At 72.3% G+C, this 15,400-nt stretch carries 15 protein-coding genes and 1 pseudogene; 11 read left to right on the forward strand and 5 right to left on the reverse strand.

Annotation, left to right across the window (positions count from 1 at the left end):
* Positions 1-15 precede the first annotated feature (15 nt).
* Together RIM90_RS09065 and RIM90_RS09070 are read left to right on the forward strand one after the other, a co-directional pair.
* Entirely contained in the window at positions 16-2,091 is a 2,076-nt protein-coding gene (locus RIM90_RS09065; protein WP_309060076.1) for a hypothetical protein, read from the forward strand.
* 2 nt (positions 2,092-2,093) lie between these two features.
* Positions 2,094-2,333 (forward strand): hypothetical protein, encoded by a 240-nt coding sequence (locus RIM90_RS09070; protein ID WP_309060077.1) that lies wholly within the window; start codon positions 2,094-2,096, stop codon positions 2,331-2,333.
* On the opposite strand, the gene RIM90_RS09075 is transcribed toward RIM90_RS09070, so the two are convergent.
* Entirely contained in the window at positions 2,311-2,706 is a 396-nt protein-coding gene (locus RIM90_RS09075; RefSeq protein WP_309060078.1) for a hypothetical protein, read from the reverse strand. The genes RIM90_RS09070 and RIM90_RS09075 overlap by 23 nt on opposite strands.
* Before the next feature lie 168 nt (positions 2,707-2,874).
* Here RIM90_RS09075 and RIM90_RS09080 point away from each other — a divergent pair, with 168 nt between their 5' ends.
* The 6 genes from RIM90_RS09080 to RIM90_RS09105 all read left to right on the forward strand — a co-directional run bounded on the left by RIM90_RS09080 (position 2,875) and on the right by RIM90_RS09105 (position 10,665).
* Positions 2,875-4,395, forward strand: a complete 1,521-nt coding sequence (locus RIM90_RS09080; RefSeq protein WP_309060079.1) for a phage tail sheath subtilisin-like domain-containing protein — start codon at positions 2,875-2,877, stop codon at positions 4,393-4,395.
* Positions 4,396-4,411: 16 nt separating this feature from the next.
* On the forward strand, positions 4,412-4,933 hold the full coding sequence (locus RIM90_RS09085) for a phage tail protein (protein WP_077800223.1): 522 nt from the start codon (positions 4,412-4,414) through the stop codon (positions 4,931-4,933).
* A complete protein-coding gene (locus tag RIM90_RS09090) occupies positions 4,930-5,697 on the forward strand; it encodes a hypothetical protein (protein ID WP_309060080.1) in 768 nt (255 codons plus the stop codon). The genes RIM90_RS09085 and RIM90_RS09090 overlap by 4 nt, the downstream gene beginning before the upstream one ends.
* Before the next feature lie 1,502 nt (positions 5,698-7,199).
* Entirely contained in the window at positions 7,200-7,532 is a 333-nt protein-coding gene (locus RIM90_RS09095) for a hypothetical protein (protein ID WP_309060081.1), read from the forward strand.
* A complete protein-coding gene (locus tag RIM90_RS09100) occupies positions 7,529-8,785 on the forward strand; it encodes a DUF4255 domain-containing protein (protein ID WP_309060082.1) in 1,257 nt (418 codons plus the stop codon). The genes RIM90_RS09095 and RIM90_RS09100 overlap by 4 nt, the downstream gene beginning before the upstream one ends.
* Positions 8,782-10,665: an ATP-binding protein gene (locus tag RIM90_RS09105; RefSeq protein ID WP_309060083.1), complete on the forward strand. Its 1,884-nt coding sequence runs from the start codon at positions 8,782-8,784 to the stop codon at positions 10,663-10,665. Before RIM90_RS09100 ends, RIM90_RS09105 begins: the two co-directional genes overlap by 4 nt.
* An 84-nt stretch (positions 10,666-10,749) precedes the next feature.
* Here RIM90_RS09105 and RIM90_RS09110 read toward each other — a convergent pair whose 3' ends face one another.
* Together RIM90_RS09110 and RIM90_RS09115 are read right to left on the reverse strand one after the other, a co-directional pair.
* A complete protein-coding gene (locus tag RIM90_RS09110) occupies positions 10,750-11,631 on the reverse strand; it encodes a M64 family metallopeptidase (protein WP_309060084.1) in 882 nt (293 codons plus the stop codon).
* A 1-nt stretch (position 11,632) separates the two neighbouring features.
* Positions 11,633-12,088, reverse strand: coding sequence for a hypothetical protein (locus RIM90_RS09115; protein ID WP_309060085.1), 456 nt, complete (start codon positions 12,086-12,088; stop codon positions 11,633-11,635).
* A gap of 475 nt (positions 12,089-12,563) precedes the next feature.
* Between RIM90_RS09115 and RIM90_RS09120 the strand changes: the two genes are divergently transcribed.
* Positions 12,564-13,670, forward strand: a complete 1,107-nt coding sequence (locus RIM90_RS09120) for a C1 family peptidase (RefSeq protein WP_309060086.1) — start codon at positions 12,564-12,566, stop codon at positions 13,668-13,670.
* Between the two features lie 30 nt (positions 13,671-13,700).
* Here the strand turns inward: RIM90_RS09120 and RIM90_RS09125 are convergent, their stop codons facing one another.
* A complete protein-coding gene (locus RIM90_RS09125; protein WP_309060087.1) occupies positions 13,701-13,853 on the reverse strand; it encodes a hypothetical protein in 153 nt (50 codons plus the stop codon).
* A gap of 189 nt (positions 13,854-14,042) precedes the next feature.
* Here RIM90_RS09125 and RIM90_RS09130 point away from each other — a divergent pair, with 189 nt between their 5' ends.
* Positions 14,043-14,225: a hypothetical protein gene (locus tag RIM90_RS09130; RefSeq protein WP_309060088.1), complete on the forward strand. Its 183-nt coding sequence runs from the start codon at positions 14,043-14,045 to the stop codon at positions 14,223-14,225.
* Positions 14,226-14,309: 84 nt separating this feature from the next.
* On the opposite strand, the gene RIM90_RS09135 is transcribed toward RIM90_RS09130, so the two are convergent.
* Entirely contained in the window at positions 14,310-14,624 is a 315-nt protein-coding gene (locus RIM90_RS09135; RefSeq protein WP_309060089.1) for a protease inhibitor I42 family protein, read from the reverse strand.
* 222 nt (positions 14,625-14,846) lie between these two features.
* Here RIM90_RS09135 and RIM90_RS31540 point away from each other — a divergent pair.
* A pseudogene (locus RIM90_RS31540) lies at positions 14,847-15,176 on the forward strand (DUF4157 domain-containing protein); the annotation flags it as partial.
* Positions 15,177-15,400: the final 224 nt, after the last annotated feature.

Genomic DNA, 15,400 nt, shown 5'->3' on the forward strand with positions numbered 1-15,400 from the left:
CTGCACATCTCAGGAGTGGCTGACGGCCTGTGGGTGAGCGCGGCGAGGGACGCTGCCGAGGTCAAGATCTCCCCAGGAACAGCGCTCGATTCCCAGGGCCGCGTCGTCGTAGTGGCCGAAGGGGGCGTGGTGGTGACCGACACCCCGGGCGGTACTGCCGAGGAGCTGCACACGCTTCCGGTGCGGGCGGAGGGGGCGGCTCTGCCAACCACCGGCCGCGCGCCGGGCGACTACCGGCTGACGGTGAGCTGGCGCGAGATCGAGGGCTCCTTCGAGGTGATGGGAACGCAACAGTCAGGGCTGCTGCAGGCTCCTTGGCTCCGTCTCGTACCGGCGGCCGAGAGTACGGGGCAGCAGGTGGTGCTGGCGCAGGTGACGCTGGGGACCGGCGGCGTGGTGAAAGGCGTCGTGGTGGGGTCCCGACGCGCCGCTGGAGTCACTGCCGAGAGCCTGGAACTGCGCCGTCCGCTGCTGGAGGGCGGAGCCGTGTCGAGCGTCGGCCATGTGACCGCCGCCGGCCTCGCGGCCAGTCCCGGCGGTGGTGTCGAGCTGAAGGTGGTGTCGGCCGACGGCTCCGGGCAACTGGCTCTGTCCGTCGACGGGGCCAGCAGGAAGGTGCGGATGCCTGCGGGTGTGGAGGTCGACTCGGGGCCGGTCGACTGCGCCGGAGGGATCCGCGTCAGCTCCACCGCGTCCGGCTTCGACACCGGGCTCCAGTTGCGGAACACGGCCTCCGGGAGCAGAACCTACGGGATGTACGCGGGCGCCGACGGCGGCTGGCACCTCGCCGACAAGGACGCCGCTTCCCGCGACCGGCTCCTGATCGACCAGGCCGGCAATGTGGCGATCGGCTCCACCCAGCCCAAGCGAAGTCTCCACGTCGAGGGGACGGAGGTGCACAGCGGCGGCTCGGCGGGCGGCTTCTCCTTCGCCGACCGCACCGCGTCCTCCGGCGCGTTCGTCGAGAACCCGAGCGCGGGCCAGCGCTGGCGCTGGTACGCGCAGGGCGGGCACGCCCGCCTGTGGTCGGGCACGGACCAGATCGCGATCGGCACGGGCGACGACGGTGACGCCCTCGACGTCCCGCGCCGCATGCGGGTACGCCAGGGGAGCGACTCCTCGGCCGGCATCTGGTTCCGGCAGCAGTCCTCCGGCACCGACAACGGCTTCGTCGGCATGCGGGACACCGGACACATCGGCCTCTACGGCCCGACCGCCGGCTGGGGTCTCGTGATGGACACCACCAGCGGCAAGGTCCGCACCAACTCCCTGGAGACCGGACCTCTCAACGCACGGCGTGTGGACACGGGATACGTCAACACGGTCACCTCCCCCGGTTACCTGGCGGCGACTGTTGAGGGGGCGCTGAGTGTCCAGGGCCACACGGGCTACACCGCCCTCTCCCTGCTGGGAACGCTGAGCGCCCAGGGCCACGCGGGCTACACCACCCTCTCCCTGCTGGGAACGGCGGATCTGAAGAACCACGCGGGCAGCAAGTACACGGTCATGCACCTCACCCAGCAGACGCCCGGGCACCTGGCACTCGACGTGAACGGCGGACCGATCGTCGTCCGCAGGACCCAGGGCAGCTCCTACTCCATCTGGGCAGCACAGGCCGTCTACTCGAACCAGGCACTGGTCAGCCGCGACCACATGGTGACGGTCGACCACCCTCTGGACCCCGTGAACAAGACCCTTTCGCACTCGGCGGTGCAGGCACCGGACATGACGACCCTGTACGACGGCACCGTCGTCACCGACGAGCAAGGTGAGGCCACGGTGTACCTGCCGGCGTACGTAGAGGCGTTCAGCCACGATTTCCGTTACCAGCTCACCCCGATCGCCGACCGGCCCGTGATGGCAACCCTGGTCCGAGAGCTCGAGGAAAGCAGCTTCACCCTCCGTACCGACGCGCCCGCCACCAAGGTCTGCTGGCAGGTGAGCGGCAAGCGGCACGACGCGTGGGCGAAGGAGAACCGCCTTGTGGCCGAAGCCGACAAGCCGGGAGAAGAGCAGAGGACGGGAGAGTTCGCGATGCCCCCCGCCGCCGCCCCCATGCACGCCACCACTCCCGACACGAGGGGACGTTAGTCATGCCACAGGATCCTCAGGCGCGTCTGGCCGAGCTCCGGCAGGAGTACCGAGCCGGGGAGGAGCAGCTCGGCCGGCTGGTGCGGCACGAGGCCGAGCTCCGGGAGACCCTGCTGCGCATCAGCGGAGCGGTCCAGGTGCTCGAGGAGCTGACCGGCCCGGACGGGGAGCCGAAGGCGGAGGGCGGCCCCGGCGACGCGCCGCGGGGCGCCGGCCCCGTCAGGACAGATCCAGGCAGCTGAGGACGTCGACCGTCGCCGGTTCGGCGCCGGTGTTCTCGATGCCCAACGCCCGCGGCGTGCCGATCTCCTTCAGCACGTCGGCTCCACTGATCAGCAGTGTCCCCGCGACACTGATCCAGTTCTCCTCGCCGTCGCCGGTCTCCGACGGGTTGGGGCGGACGCGTACCGTGGCGGACTCGCCGGACTCCGTGCTCGCCCGCACCGCGAGCAGGACGGGCGTTCCGTCCTGAGGCAGCAGGGAGACGTCGCGCGAGGCGCCCTGGTCCAGGGTCACCGTGGCCACGGCGTACGACTCGACCTCGAGCTCCGACGTCAGGGAGAGGGCGGGGCCCTCTTCGATCAGGACGGACGAGGTCACGGACAGTTTCACCACGGCTAGCCTCCAACTCGCTCCGCTCGGCACACCTGGGTCGAGTATTCGCACGGCGGTGTCACCCGTGCGTCACCCTCGCGTCCGGGCCGTGCGTGACGTCGTCGTCACGCCCCGGTGACGGGCGCGAGGCAGGGTCCCGTACGACAGACCGTCGTGGAGGGAGCCACCATGCCACAACCTCGCCTCGCTGGTCCGGGCGTCTACGTCACGGAGCGTCCGAGCGGCAGCAGGGCCGTCACCGGGGTCTCCACCTCCGTCACCGCCTTCGTCGGCCGGACCGCCCGCGGCCCGGTGGGTGAGCCGGTGACGGTCCGCTCCATGGCCGAGTTCACCCAGGTGTTCGGAGGGTTGTGGCGTGAGAGCGGGCTGTCCTACGCGGTGCGCGACTTCTACCTCAACGGCGGTAGCACCGCGCTGGTGGTCCGTGCCGCCGGCGGCGCCGGCCTCGCCCGGCTGGACGCCGGCGGCCTCCAGCTCAAGGCGTCCGGCCCGGGCTCGTGGGGCAATCACCTGTGGGTCGAGGTCGTCCACCCGGGACAGGGTCACACCCGGGAGCTGGCGCGGGCCGACGGCGGGACGGAAGATGACGAGGTCTTCCACCTGCGCATCGGGGAAGGCGACGACGGCTCACCCCGCGAGGAGTTCCTGAACCTGACCGTGGCCGACGGCCCTCGACGCGTGGACATCGTGCTCCAGGCGTCACAGCTGGTACGGGTCGACCGTCCTCCCGAGCCTCCGGCCCGCCCGTCCAAGGGCGTCTACCGGGTTCTCCAGGCGGGCACGGCGACCGACGGCGGGGCGCTCACCGCGGCCGACTACACCGGCGGGAAGGGGCTCGGCGCCCTGGCGACGGGGGACTTCAACCTGCTGTGCCTTCCGCCGTCCGACCCGGGTGGTGAACTGCCCGCACAGGTGTGGTCGGACGCCCTGGACTTCTGCCACCGGCGCAGAGCGGTCCTGCTGGTGGACCCGCCGCCCACGATCGTGCCACGCGACGCCCCGGCCTGGCTGGAGAAGCTGTCCCTGTCGGGCCTGGCGACCCGCAACGGCGTTTTCTACCTCCCCCGTGTCCGCGCGGCCGACCCGTTGCGCGACGGCGCGATCGGCGAGTTCGTGCCCAGTGGCGCGATCGCCGGGGTGATGACGCGTACCGATGCGACCAGGGGTGTGTGGAAGGCCCCGGCGGGCATGGACGCCGGAATCCTCGGTGCGGCCGGACTGTCCCACCCGATGACGGACGGCGACAGCGACGAGCTCAACCCGCTGGGGATCAACTGCCTGCGCTCGTTCCCCCAGGCCGGGTCGGTGGTGTGGGGGGCCCGCACCCTGCGCGGCGCCGACGCCCTGGCCGACGAGTACAAGTACGTGCCGGTGCGCCGCCTCGCCCTCTTCCTGGAGGAGAGCCTGAGACGCGGCACCCAGTGGGTGGTGTTCGAACCCAACGACGAGCGGCTGTGGAGTCAGATCCGCACCTCGCTGGGGGCCTTCATGCAGGATCTCTTCCGGCAGGGCGCCTTCCAGGGAAAGACCCCGCGCGACGCCTACTTCGTGGCCTGCGACGCCGAGACGACCACGCAGTACGACATCGACCGCGGCATCGTGAACATCAGTGTCGGCTTCGCCCCCCTCAAGCCGGCCGAGTTCGTCGTCATCGGAATCCAGCAGAAGACTGCCGAAGCGGCAGGATGATCCCGGAAGGTGCGACATGGCCGACTTCACCGTCAACGCGACGCGCTTCGACCCCTACAAGAATTTCAAGTTCCGGGTCCGGTGGGACGGCCGGTACGTGGCCGGGGTGAGCAAGGTGAGCGCCCTGAAGCGGACCACGGAAGTCGTCAGGCACCGCCACGGCGGTGATCCGAGCAGCAGCCGGAAGTCGCCGGGGCGCACCGAGTACGACGCCATCACGCTCGAACGCGGAGTCACACACGACCCGGAGTTCGAACAGTGGGCCGGGAAGGTGTGGAACTGGGGGGCCGGGCTCGGTGCCGAGACGTCCCTCAAGGATTTCCGCAAGGACGTGATCATCGAGGTCTACAACGAGGCGGGACAGCTGGCCCTCGCGTACAAGGTGTACCGGTGCTGGGTGTCGGAGTTCCACGCCCTGCCCGATCTCGACGCCAACGCCAACGCCGTGGCGATTCAGTCGATCAAGCTGGAGAACGAGGGATGGGAACGCGACACCACGGTGACGGAGCCGGTGGAACCCTCGTTCGTCGAGCCGTGAGCCGCGTCCGTCCGCCCGGTCGGGCGGCGGAGCAGCAGTACGGCGTGCGCGACCTCGCCGAGCCGGAACTGCTGCTGGAGGCCTGGGACCAGGCGTCGGTGGCGCCCGTCGCGGGGCGCGGAGCGGTCCTGGTCCAGCTCGCGGGCCTGTGCCCGGATCTCGACTCGGTGCTCGATCTGGGGGTGGGTGAGTGCGCCGCACTCGCGGCACTCGCCCACGCGACGGCGTTCGGCCGTGAGGTGGCGGGGGTGATCACCTGCTCGTCGTGCGGGGAGCTGCTCTCCGCGCAGGTCTCGCTGCCCAACACGGAGGAACTCCTGACGGCCGCGACGGCCGGTCCCCGGCAAGCGGCCGTCGGGGAGTTCACCGTGCGCGCACCGACCACGAGGGACCTGCTCGCGGCGGCGGCGACGCCTGACCGTGCGTGCGCCGTCCTGCTGTCCCGCTGCGTGCGCCGCGGTGACGGAAGCCCCGTCGACCCCGCGCAGCTCACCCAAGAGGAGGCATCGCTCCTGGACGAGGCGGCGGAGGCGATCACCGCCGCCACGATGACGACCCTGTGCGTGCGGTGCCCGGCCTGCGGCGAACAGGTACGCGCCGCGCTGGACACCGCGGCCGTGCTCTGGGACCGCGTCGACATCGCCGCTCCCGCGCTGATGGAGGAGGTCGCCGTCCTCGCCCGGGCCTTCGGGTGGAGCGAGGCGGACCTCCTGGCGATGCCGGCGGCCCGCAGGGCCGCCTATCTCGAACGGGTGGAGACGTGACGGGATTCTTCGAACGGATGGCCCGGCGCGCACTCGGGACGGAATCGCGGCTGGTCCTGCGCCGCGGCTCCCGCTACGAGCCCCCGGCCCGGCCCGGCGAACGGCGCACGCTCGAGGACATGTCCGAGGACACGTCGCCCTGGACCCCTCCCGCGCCGGCGGTGGACGACGTGCCCGATGCGGCCGTCGGAAAGCGTGCCGAGGGGGTGTCCTCTGCGGCCGTTGCGACGGCCCCGGTGCCCACCGGCGAGGTGACCGCCCCGGCGGGGGCGGCGGACGCCGTACCGCAACCGCCGCCGGGGCCGACGGGCGTCCCTTCCGTCGGTCGATCGGCGGCCTTTCACCCTGGACCGGTTCCACCGGTCCCCGCCGTCACCCCGGCGGAGGGCGTCACGGCGCCCGGCGGAGACGAGGAGACCGCGTCGCCGGGCGACCATGCGTCGGAGACCGCGGTTGCCGCTCCGTCCCCGGGCGAATCCGGGAGCCCTTCTCGTCACGCAGGAGTCAGGGGCGAGGAGCCGGAGCACGCCCGGTCACCGCACGCGGACACCCGCCCCTCCCGCGCCGGTTGGCCGCCGCCGTCGTCGACGGCCGCGCCTGGTGCCCCGGTCGCCGGCCGCTCCGGAACGGTGGGAGCGGGCGCCCACGGCGTGCGCGAGCCGGACCTCGGCCAGGCGCCCGGTACGACACCGCCGACGTCACCTGACGCCCCCGGCACGCACGGCGTCCCGCGCGACGCCGACCGGCCGCCCGCCGCGAGCGGGTCGCCGGCGCCCCAGGAGGGCCGCGGGCAGGCCGGGAGGACCGGGCCCGGCGTTGACGCCGGGTCTTCCGCGCGACGTCCCTCCCGCAGCCGTTCCCCCGGGTCGGCCACCGGCACCGAGGACACCGCACTCCTGAACGCCGTCGGCCCTGAGGCCGCACCGCCACCCGCCGCGCCGCCCGCCGCGGCGGACGACCACGGTCGGGAGCAGCCCGCCGCGCGGACCGACCGGTCCCCCGGAACGGCGGCGCCTGTGGCGCCACCGCCCGACGGGCCTTCCCCCCGAAGCCGCCCCGTCCGGCGACCGGCTCGGCCCTCTCCCGTGCCGCAGGCGCCACGGCCGGAACCGGTGTCCGCCACCGCTCCGCCAAGGGGCGAGGACACCGGCCCGGCCGGCTCCCCGGGCCGTCCCGCGTCCTTGCCCGGCCACGAGCGGTCCCGGAAGCACGTGCAGGCCGGCCACCCGTCGCCCGGCCGGGCGCCCCACCGGGCGGAAGCCGGGAGGACAGGCGCCGCGCCGTCCGCGGACACGCGAACGGATCCGTTCCGGGAACACCGCCCGCAGCACCAAGGGCGGGCCGGCGCCGACGCGCGGTCACCGCAGCCGACCCGCCCCGGCGCGAGCCCTCCCGCGTTCCCCGACAGCCCGGCTCCGGCCGGTGCCGGGACCCCGCAGCGGCCGGAGCCGGCGCCCTCGGGCCCTCGGAAGCGGCACCCCGGGCCCCAGACGCCCGACACGGTGGAGCTGGTCCGTGACCATGTGGTGCCGGTGCTCACCGGGCGGGGGGTGCTGCCCCCCTCCGCCCCGGTCGAGGTCAGGACGGCCGAGGCCGGGGAGCCCGCGCCGGCTCCGCGTGCGGGTACGGCCACCGTCCGTACCACGGCGGCCCGTCGGACTCCCTCCGCGTACGACGACGCCTCCGGCACTCCGGCCGTCCATCTGCACATCGCCCGGATCGAAGTCCTCCCGCCCGCGCCGCCGCCGGCCCCGGCCGCGCCTGCACCGGTCCGTCCCGCGCCGCGCGTCGACCTGGACGCCTACCTGGCCCGGAGGGACAAGGAGAACCGTTGAGCAACCACCTGGCGATCGCCACGGCGACGTCGGCACTGCGCTACGTACTCGCCCGGGCGCTGCACGAGCAGCACCCGGGCGCGGTGGCGGACGCCCAGGTGACGACGCTGCGGCCCGACCGCCTCGGGTCCGCCGACCTCGTCCACTCGGCCGGCGTCAACGTCTTCCTCTACCGGGTGACGCCCAACGCCGCCCTGCGTTCGGCCGACCTGCCGGGGCGCGACCACGAGGCGGCGTTCCTCAGCCGCCCGCTGCAGGCGCTGGACCTCCACTACCTCATCACCTGCCACGGGAAGGACTCGGCCCTGGAGGCGCAGCGGCTGCTCGGCCGCGCCGTCACCGCTCTCGCCGTGAACCCGGTGCTCGGCCCGCGGCTGGTGGCCGCAGCCGTGGACGCCTACGCCGGCGTGGACGACACCGCGTTCCTCAGGGAGTCCGACCTCGCCGCCCAGCGGGAACCCGTCAGGATCACCCCCACCACCCTGTCGTCCGACGAGCTGTCGAAGCTCTGGTCCGTCTTTCCGCAAACGCCCTACCAGCTCTCGGTGACCTACACCGCCACCGTTGTCCTGGTGGAGGAGCCGGTCACCACCCACAGGGCGTTGCCGGTCCGGGAGCGGGCCGTCACCGTTCACGCGGCGCCCGCGCCGCGGCTGACGTCCGTCGGCGGGGCCGGGGCGAATTCGCCGGCCGTGTCCGGGGATCCGCTCGTGCTCCGGGGCGAGCGGCTGCTCGGCCCCGTCACCCGGGTGCGGATCGGTCCCGTGGAACTCGACCCGCTGCCCGGCGGCACGTCGTCGCTGCTGAGCGTCGCGACCGGCGACGTCGTGCCCGCGGGGCTGCATCCCGTCCAAGTGCTCCACCTCACCGCGGAGGAACCCGGCGACGGTCCGCCGCGGGTGGCCGGCGCGTCCAACGCGCTGCCCGTCACCGTGCGGCCGACGGTGACGCGGGCGGTGTCCGGTAAGACCGGCGTCCTGCTCGACCTGACGCCCCCGCTGTTCGCCTGCCAGCAGGCGACCCTCCTGTTCTCCAGACCTCCCGGTTCCGGCGGGATCGGCCCCGGCACAGTGACCGTCGTCCTGCCGCCCAAGGCCCCGGGCACCCCGCCCCAGCCCATGCTGCGGGTGTCCCACGGCGAGGTGCCCTCCGGCGCGTGGCTGGTCCGGGTACAGGTGGACGGGGTCGACAGCCTTCCGGAGCCGGTGGACCAACCGCACGGTTCCCCCGCCGTCCCGCTCCGGCCGTCATGAGCGGACCCACGCCCGCCGACGTGTGGGAGAACGCCAACCGCGACCATCTCGTCGCCGAGCTGGGCATCCTCAGACTGCTGCTGCGTCTTGACGCTACCGACACCGACCGCCGAAAGGCGGAGGAGGCCCTTGCCTCGGCCCGCCGCCTACTGCCCGGGGAGAGCGCCCTGGACCGGGTGGCACGGGGCTTCGGCCTCTCCGCCTTCGAACGGTCACTCCTCCTGCTGGTGGCCGGCCCCGACCTCGTCGCGGCGGTGGGCGAGGAGCTGATGGCGGCCTGCGGCTCCGCTCGGCCTTCCTTCGGCGCCGCGCTCTCCGTCCTTCCGGAGGCGCACTGGAGCGCGCTGACTCCCTCGGCGCCACTGCGCCGCTGGAACCTGGTACGCCTCCTCGACCCCTCCGCACCGACGTTCAGCCCGCTGGCGGTCGACGAGCGGGTCCTGCACCATCTGGCGGGTGCCGGATACCTGGACCCCGAACTGGCGGCGGTGGCGCGCCCCGTACCCGCCCCGCCGTACCTGCCCGGGTCGCTGCGGCTGGCTGCGGTTTCGGTGGCCGAGTCCTGGGCCCACCGGCGGGCCGTCCACCTGTACGGTCCGCAGGCGGCGAATCTGCGCGCGGTGGCCGCTGCGGCGGCCGCCCGAGGGGATCGGACGCTGCTGGTGGCGCAGGTCGCCGACCTGCCCTCCGACGCCGGCGAGCTGTGCCGGACGCTCTGGACGATGAAGCGCGAGACCGTCCTGGCGGACTGCGCCTGGGGCATCGCCCTGGATTACGCAGACCCTGTGGAGCGCGACCGCGTCGCCCGCTTGGCAGAGGACCTCGGCGCCCCCCTCGCCCTGTTGTCGGGGGACCAGGCTCCGCTGGGCAGCCATGCCCTGACCGGTGTCGAAATCCACCGGCTGGAACTGGACGAACGCCGCGAGCTGCTGCGGTCCGCTCTCCACCGGGCCGGCGCGCCCACCGCTCAGGCGGATCAGGCGGCGGGCGTGTTCGACCTGACCCTCGACGCCGCCGAGGCCGCCGCGCGGGACGCCGCCTCGGGAACTCCCCTGTGGCAGGCGTGCCGGGAGCGGGCCAGGCCGTCCGTCACGGAGCTGGCCCAGGTACTGCGTCCCCGGGCCGACTGGGACGACCTGGTGCTGCCAGAAAGCCAGCGGGCCCAGTTGCGCGCGCTGGTCTCCTCGGTGCGGCACCGTGCCACCGTCCTGGACGACTGGGGGTTCGCGGGCCGCCCCGCACAGGGCCTCGGCCGCATCGCGCTGTTCGCCGGTCCCAGCGGCACCGGCAAGACGCTGGCGGCCGAGGTGCTGGCGGCCGATCTGGGCCTCGACCTGGTGCGGGTCGACCTCAGCCAGGTGGTGAGCAAGTGGGTGGGTGAGACGGAGCGGCACCTGCGCGAGGTCTTCGCGGCGGCCGAGGACAGCGCTGCGGTCCTGCTCTTCGACGAGGCCGACGCGCTCTTCGGCAGGCGCACCGAGGTCCGCGACAGCCACGACCGCTACGCCAACCTCCAGACCGGCTACCTGCTCCAGCGGCTGGAGTCGTTCCGCGGTCTGGCGATCCTCACCACGAACGCGCGGTCGGCCCTGGACCCGGCGTTCACCCGCCGGCTGCACACCGTCGTCACCTTTCCCTACCCGGACGTCTCGACGCGCGAGACCCTGTGGCGTGGGGCGTTCCCCGCCCGCGCCCCGGTCGACGGCCTCGACGCGGCCGCCCTGGCCGCCGAGGACCTGGCCGGCGGCGGCATCGCCTCGGTGGCCCTGTCGGCCGCGTACCTCGCCGCGGCCGAGCGGACGCCGGTCACCGGGGAACACGTCCGGACGGCGCTGCAGTGGGAACTCGCCAAGTCCGGCAGGTCCTCGCTCGCGCGGTGAGCCCGCCCGGCCGCCTCCTCCCGGTCACTGCGGCAGCCGGCCGCCCGGGGGTGCCGTCGGCGGACGCCCCCGTGGGCGCGGTGCTCAGTCCTCCCGCGCCGCGAGGTAGGGCTGGAGGGTCCGGCGGATCTGCTCCGTGCACACCGCGCAGAAGGGGTGGCCCAGTGCCCGCATGCGGCAGTCGAACTGGGGGCGGTAGGCGCCGCAGTGGTGGTAGTGGGCGCCCTCGAAGGCGCCGACCGTGGCCGCCGGCACCGGGCTGGGCCGGGTGTCGCACTGCGAGCAGTCGGGGTTGGACGTCGTCGGCATCGGGGTGGCCGGCAGGACGAGGTCCCGCCACTTGTTCGTCGCCCGGTCGGCGTCGACGGTGACGTTGGGCTGTGCGGGTTCGAAGAAGGGATGGCGGTCGCGGTCGGTGTCCACGCCGCAGCCGCGGTAGTAGTCGTACTCGTCCGCCAGGCGGAAGGCGGTGTGGCCGATCTCGTGCAGGGCGATCTCGTTGGCGCCCGGTGCGAGGGAGTAGACCGCCACCGAGCCGCCGGAACCGCCGTACACCGTGGAGTTCACGGCGACGATCACCATGTTCCACTGGGGCACCTGATCGCCTGCGAGCGTGAGCACGGTGGTGTCGTCGACGGCCAGCAGCCGACGGGCTCCGTTGGTGCAGAAGGACGCGTCGAAGTACGTCCGGGGCGCCGCCGCGGAGCCACCGCACTCCGCGGGGTCGGCGGCGCCGCTGTCGGTCGAGCGGACGTCCACGCGGTACACGTTGACGGCGTCGCGCAGGGAGTCGAAGGGCGGGGTCGCGAGCAGCGTGTCCGCGAACGACCGGGCGTCGTCGGCGAACCGGCCCATCTGCGCGCCGGTGTAGCCGTCACCCGTGATCACCAGGTTCCAGCGCCGGGCAGCGGGCCCGCTGTCGGCGATCTTGGTGGTACCGAGCACGGTTCCGTCGGCGGTGGTCATGTCACCGGCCCCCGTCTCCGGCGTCCGGGGCATCGTCCGGGCCCGGACGCAAGTCGAAGCGGGCGAGCTCGGCCGGAGGGGCGAGCCCCGGTGTGCGGCCGATCGGGCTGCCGACGAGCGCGACATGGTCCGCGGCCTCGATGTCGGGGACAAGGATCGCGAAGGTTCCCCGGGGGGTCTCCACCGGGACCCTGGCGATGGACCGATCGGAATCCTCGGAGAAGACCTCGACGTCGTGCCGCACCGGATCGTGCAGGACGCATCGGTAGAGCGCGTTGTGCCCGGCGTCCCGGACCTCGGCCCAGATGCCCTGGGCCGACCGCTGGTCGGCCAACCGGTCGCTGGGCGGCGGAATCATCTCCACCCGCTGCCGGGATACGAGGCGGATGTCCGTCCCCTCGTACTCGAAGATCAGCCGTACCGCGTGCGGGTGGTCCTTGTCCGCTCCGGTGGTCACGTCGCATTCCTCTTCCGTGCGGACGCCGAACGTCCACCTTCATCGACATGCCTCTGCTTTCAGTGTCTGACCTGGCCCCGTGGCCGCAACCTCACCTGGCCGCGGTTCTCGGGGAGGCAAGCACTCCGTCCTTCCGGCTCGGGCAGCCGGCCGTGGTCTCAGGCGACCCGCGGTCACCCGGTCGGGCCCGGTGGACCACCGCCCGCGCCGAGGATAAGCGGGGCCTCACACCACGGAGTTGGCCCTCACCGGAACCACGGACACCCGCAACAGCCAGACAGTCACATCGGCCCGGGGCATGACGCAGGGTGCGGGCCCGTGTGCTTCGAGTGGCGAACCGCGCCGCGCCGGTGTGCACTGAATTGCCACCAGGCACATCGTCGAGGGCCGCCCCCACCGGGCAGGCGAGCCTTGCCCTGGCTCCTCAAGTGGTTCGGCTCGGCCTTCCCCCGAAATACATGTGGGAGGCGTTGCCATGCCTGTGAACGACCCCATCGACCTCGTAGAACTCCGGGCGACCCTGGAGCGCGCCGGCAATCCCTGGCGAGCGGTCAGCAACTCGATGACACGGCTGACCGAGGAACAGCGCGTCACCCGGCTGGGCGTGCCGGTCGACGAAGCCGAGCACGCCGAGATCATGTCCGCGCAGGAGCAACAGACCGCGGTCGCACGGGAAGCCACGGCCGGGGCGGAGTTCCCCTCGTCGTTCGACCTCCGCGACATCGGAGGCCTGGACTACACGACACCCGTGAAGGACCAGAAGAGCTGCGGGTCATGCGTCGCGTTCGGCACCGTGGCGACCATGGAGCACGTGGTCCGGTACATCGACCGGGCGCCGTTCCTCCCTGCCGACTTCTCCGAGGCGCACGCCTTCTACGGCTACGGCCGGGAGGCGGGTGCCACGTGCTCAACCGGCTGGCTCCCGGAACCGCTGCTCGAGAAGGCCCGGGACTCGGGCATCACCTTCGAGGACTACTTCCCCTACACGGACCGGGACCAGGACAGCAGCAGGCTGAACCCGGACTGGCCCAACCGCCACGCCAAGGTCGTCAACTGGACGAACAACACCAACGATCCGGCCGCGATCAAGCGTGACATCGCCACCTACGGGTCCGTCGTCGCCTGCTTCTACGTCTACCAGAACTTCTTCAGCTACGGGGGCGGGGTCTACCGTCGGCAGACCGACACCCTCGCCGGCGGTCACTGCGTCAGCCTGGTCGGCTACGACGACGCACCGTCCTGCTGGATCGCCAAGAACAGTTGGGGAACCGACTGGGGCGAGCACGGCTTCTTCCGCATCGGCTACGGCGAGTGCGGCATCGAGAGCTGGCACACCTGTGGCGTCCAGGGTGTCAGTCTGCGGGCCTGGCTCGCCGACCAGCGCATCCTCGGGCTGTGGAGCAACGAGGTCGACGCCAACGTGTGGGCCTACGGAGAACTCCGCGGCTGGCTGAGCCTCGGCAGCAACGTCTCTTCGACCGACGCGGCGATGCTGACCGCACTCGCCGCCTCGAAGTCGGCCGGCGCGAAGGTGGGGCTGTTCGAGGACAGTGGCAGGGTCCAGCAGGTCTACGCCTGGTGAGACCCGTGAGCAACGACATGGCACCCGAGATCAGGAGTAGTAGAGGATGAGCCCGCAGATGACGAGCACGCTGGAGGCGCCCACGAAGGCGCCCACCGGATACAGCGCCGCACATGCCCCGGACGGCGGTGCGGGCAGACCGGTCACGCTGCCACCGGGCGTGGACGTGGGTCTGTCGGCCATCCCGCTCACCGAGTCCGGACGGCCGAGGCCCGACGCCAGGGCGGTCCGGTTCGAGGAGGCGGTCGGTGAGGCCCGACCGGTGGTGCACCCGGACAGCAGGACAACGGAGTTGGCCCTCCAGACGATCGAGGCCGGCGGATCCGCCACGGGGGCTGGGTCCAGAACGTCCTGGTGGACGGGATGTGGTCGATGGGCCAGACCCGCAACGCGTACCTGCACGTCAAGGGCGGCACGTGGAAGAAGGTCTACAACGGCTCGGACGCCGCGTTCACGGTTCTCACCACGCTGGCGGCCCAGGCCCGTCAGACGGGGCGGCCGATCACCTTCCGGGAGGAGCCGGACGGGATGGTCCACGAGATCTATCTGTGGTGAGCAGGCGCGCCGCCTTCGCCAGGGCCGCCCCCGGTCGGGGGCGGCCCTGACCGTTCGTTCCAGCCGCTGCCCGGCCCTTGCCACCTAACCGCTGACCAGAATCCGGACCTCGCGCCGGTCTTGCACTGCGCTCTCCCAGGGCCGTTTCAACACGAGCTGCAGCATGCCTTCGCCGGCCGCAGGGGCTCGGACCCGCACGATCCGCTGCCCACCGGATCCGGGCAACGGCTGCCCGAAGAACTGATGGTCGTCACCAATCACGTCGAGAACGCCGTCGACGCGCTGGATCGACCAGAGATAGCCCGTGGTGGCGTTCTCGGGAAGCTGCACCACGACCTCGTCGCCCGCCGATACGTGGATCCCGGAAGTCCGCAGGAGAGTGACTCGTACCTCGCCCATGACTGCACCCGCTATCGAAGTAGAGACGCCGGCTGAGGAGCACAAGAGACCGACCGCAGGGTACCGCGTGCAAAGAGTAAACAGCCGAAAGGAGAACTGGAGGAGGCTATCCGGTTCCGGGTTCAATATTTGCAGCGATCAAACCACAGGGCAATTGTTCGGGGCGGGTCCAGGTGGAAGAATTGCACTGATTGTGCCCAAGGCGAAAGCCTGGAGGCAGCGATGGTGCTCGAACATCCCCAGGACCGACGAGTGGACCGTGGGAAGCAGTCCGTGCGGCGACGGCCGCGCACGCGCGTCACGCGACTGCTGTCCCGCCAAGAGGGCGCTCCTCTGGAGCCTCGTGTGCGCGCAGTGATGGAGGCCCGCCTCGGAGCAGATTTCTCCACAGTTCGCATCCACACCGGGCAGAGAGCGCAGGAGGCGGCGGAGTCGCTGCACGCCACTGCATACACCGTGGGTAAGGACGTGGCCTTTGCCCGCGGGGCCTTCGCTCCCGGGGACGCTGCAGGCCAGGAACTTCTCGCCCACGAATTGGCGCACGTCGCCCAGAACGGCACAGGTGCGGCCCGCCCGGTCGGCGGACCGCACCGGGCACTCGTGCTCAGCGAGCCCACGGACGCGGCAGAACAGGAGGCGCGCGCCGCCGGCCGGGCAGTGGCGTCGGGCCGCACGTTCCGGGTGACACACTCCGCCACCCCACCGAAACTGGCGCGCTGTGGCGGCACCACCCACCCCGGTTGCCCTTGTGAGGAGGACGAATCGCCGGTGCTCGT

Source organism: Streptomyces sp. (genome assembly GCF_031181555.1).
GTDB classification, from domain to species: Bacteria; Actinomycetota; Actinomycetes; order Streptomycetales; family Streptomycetaceae; genus Streptomyces; species Streptomyces fimbriatus.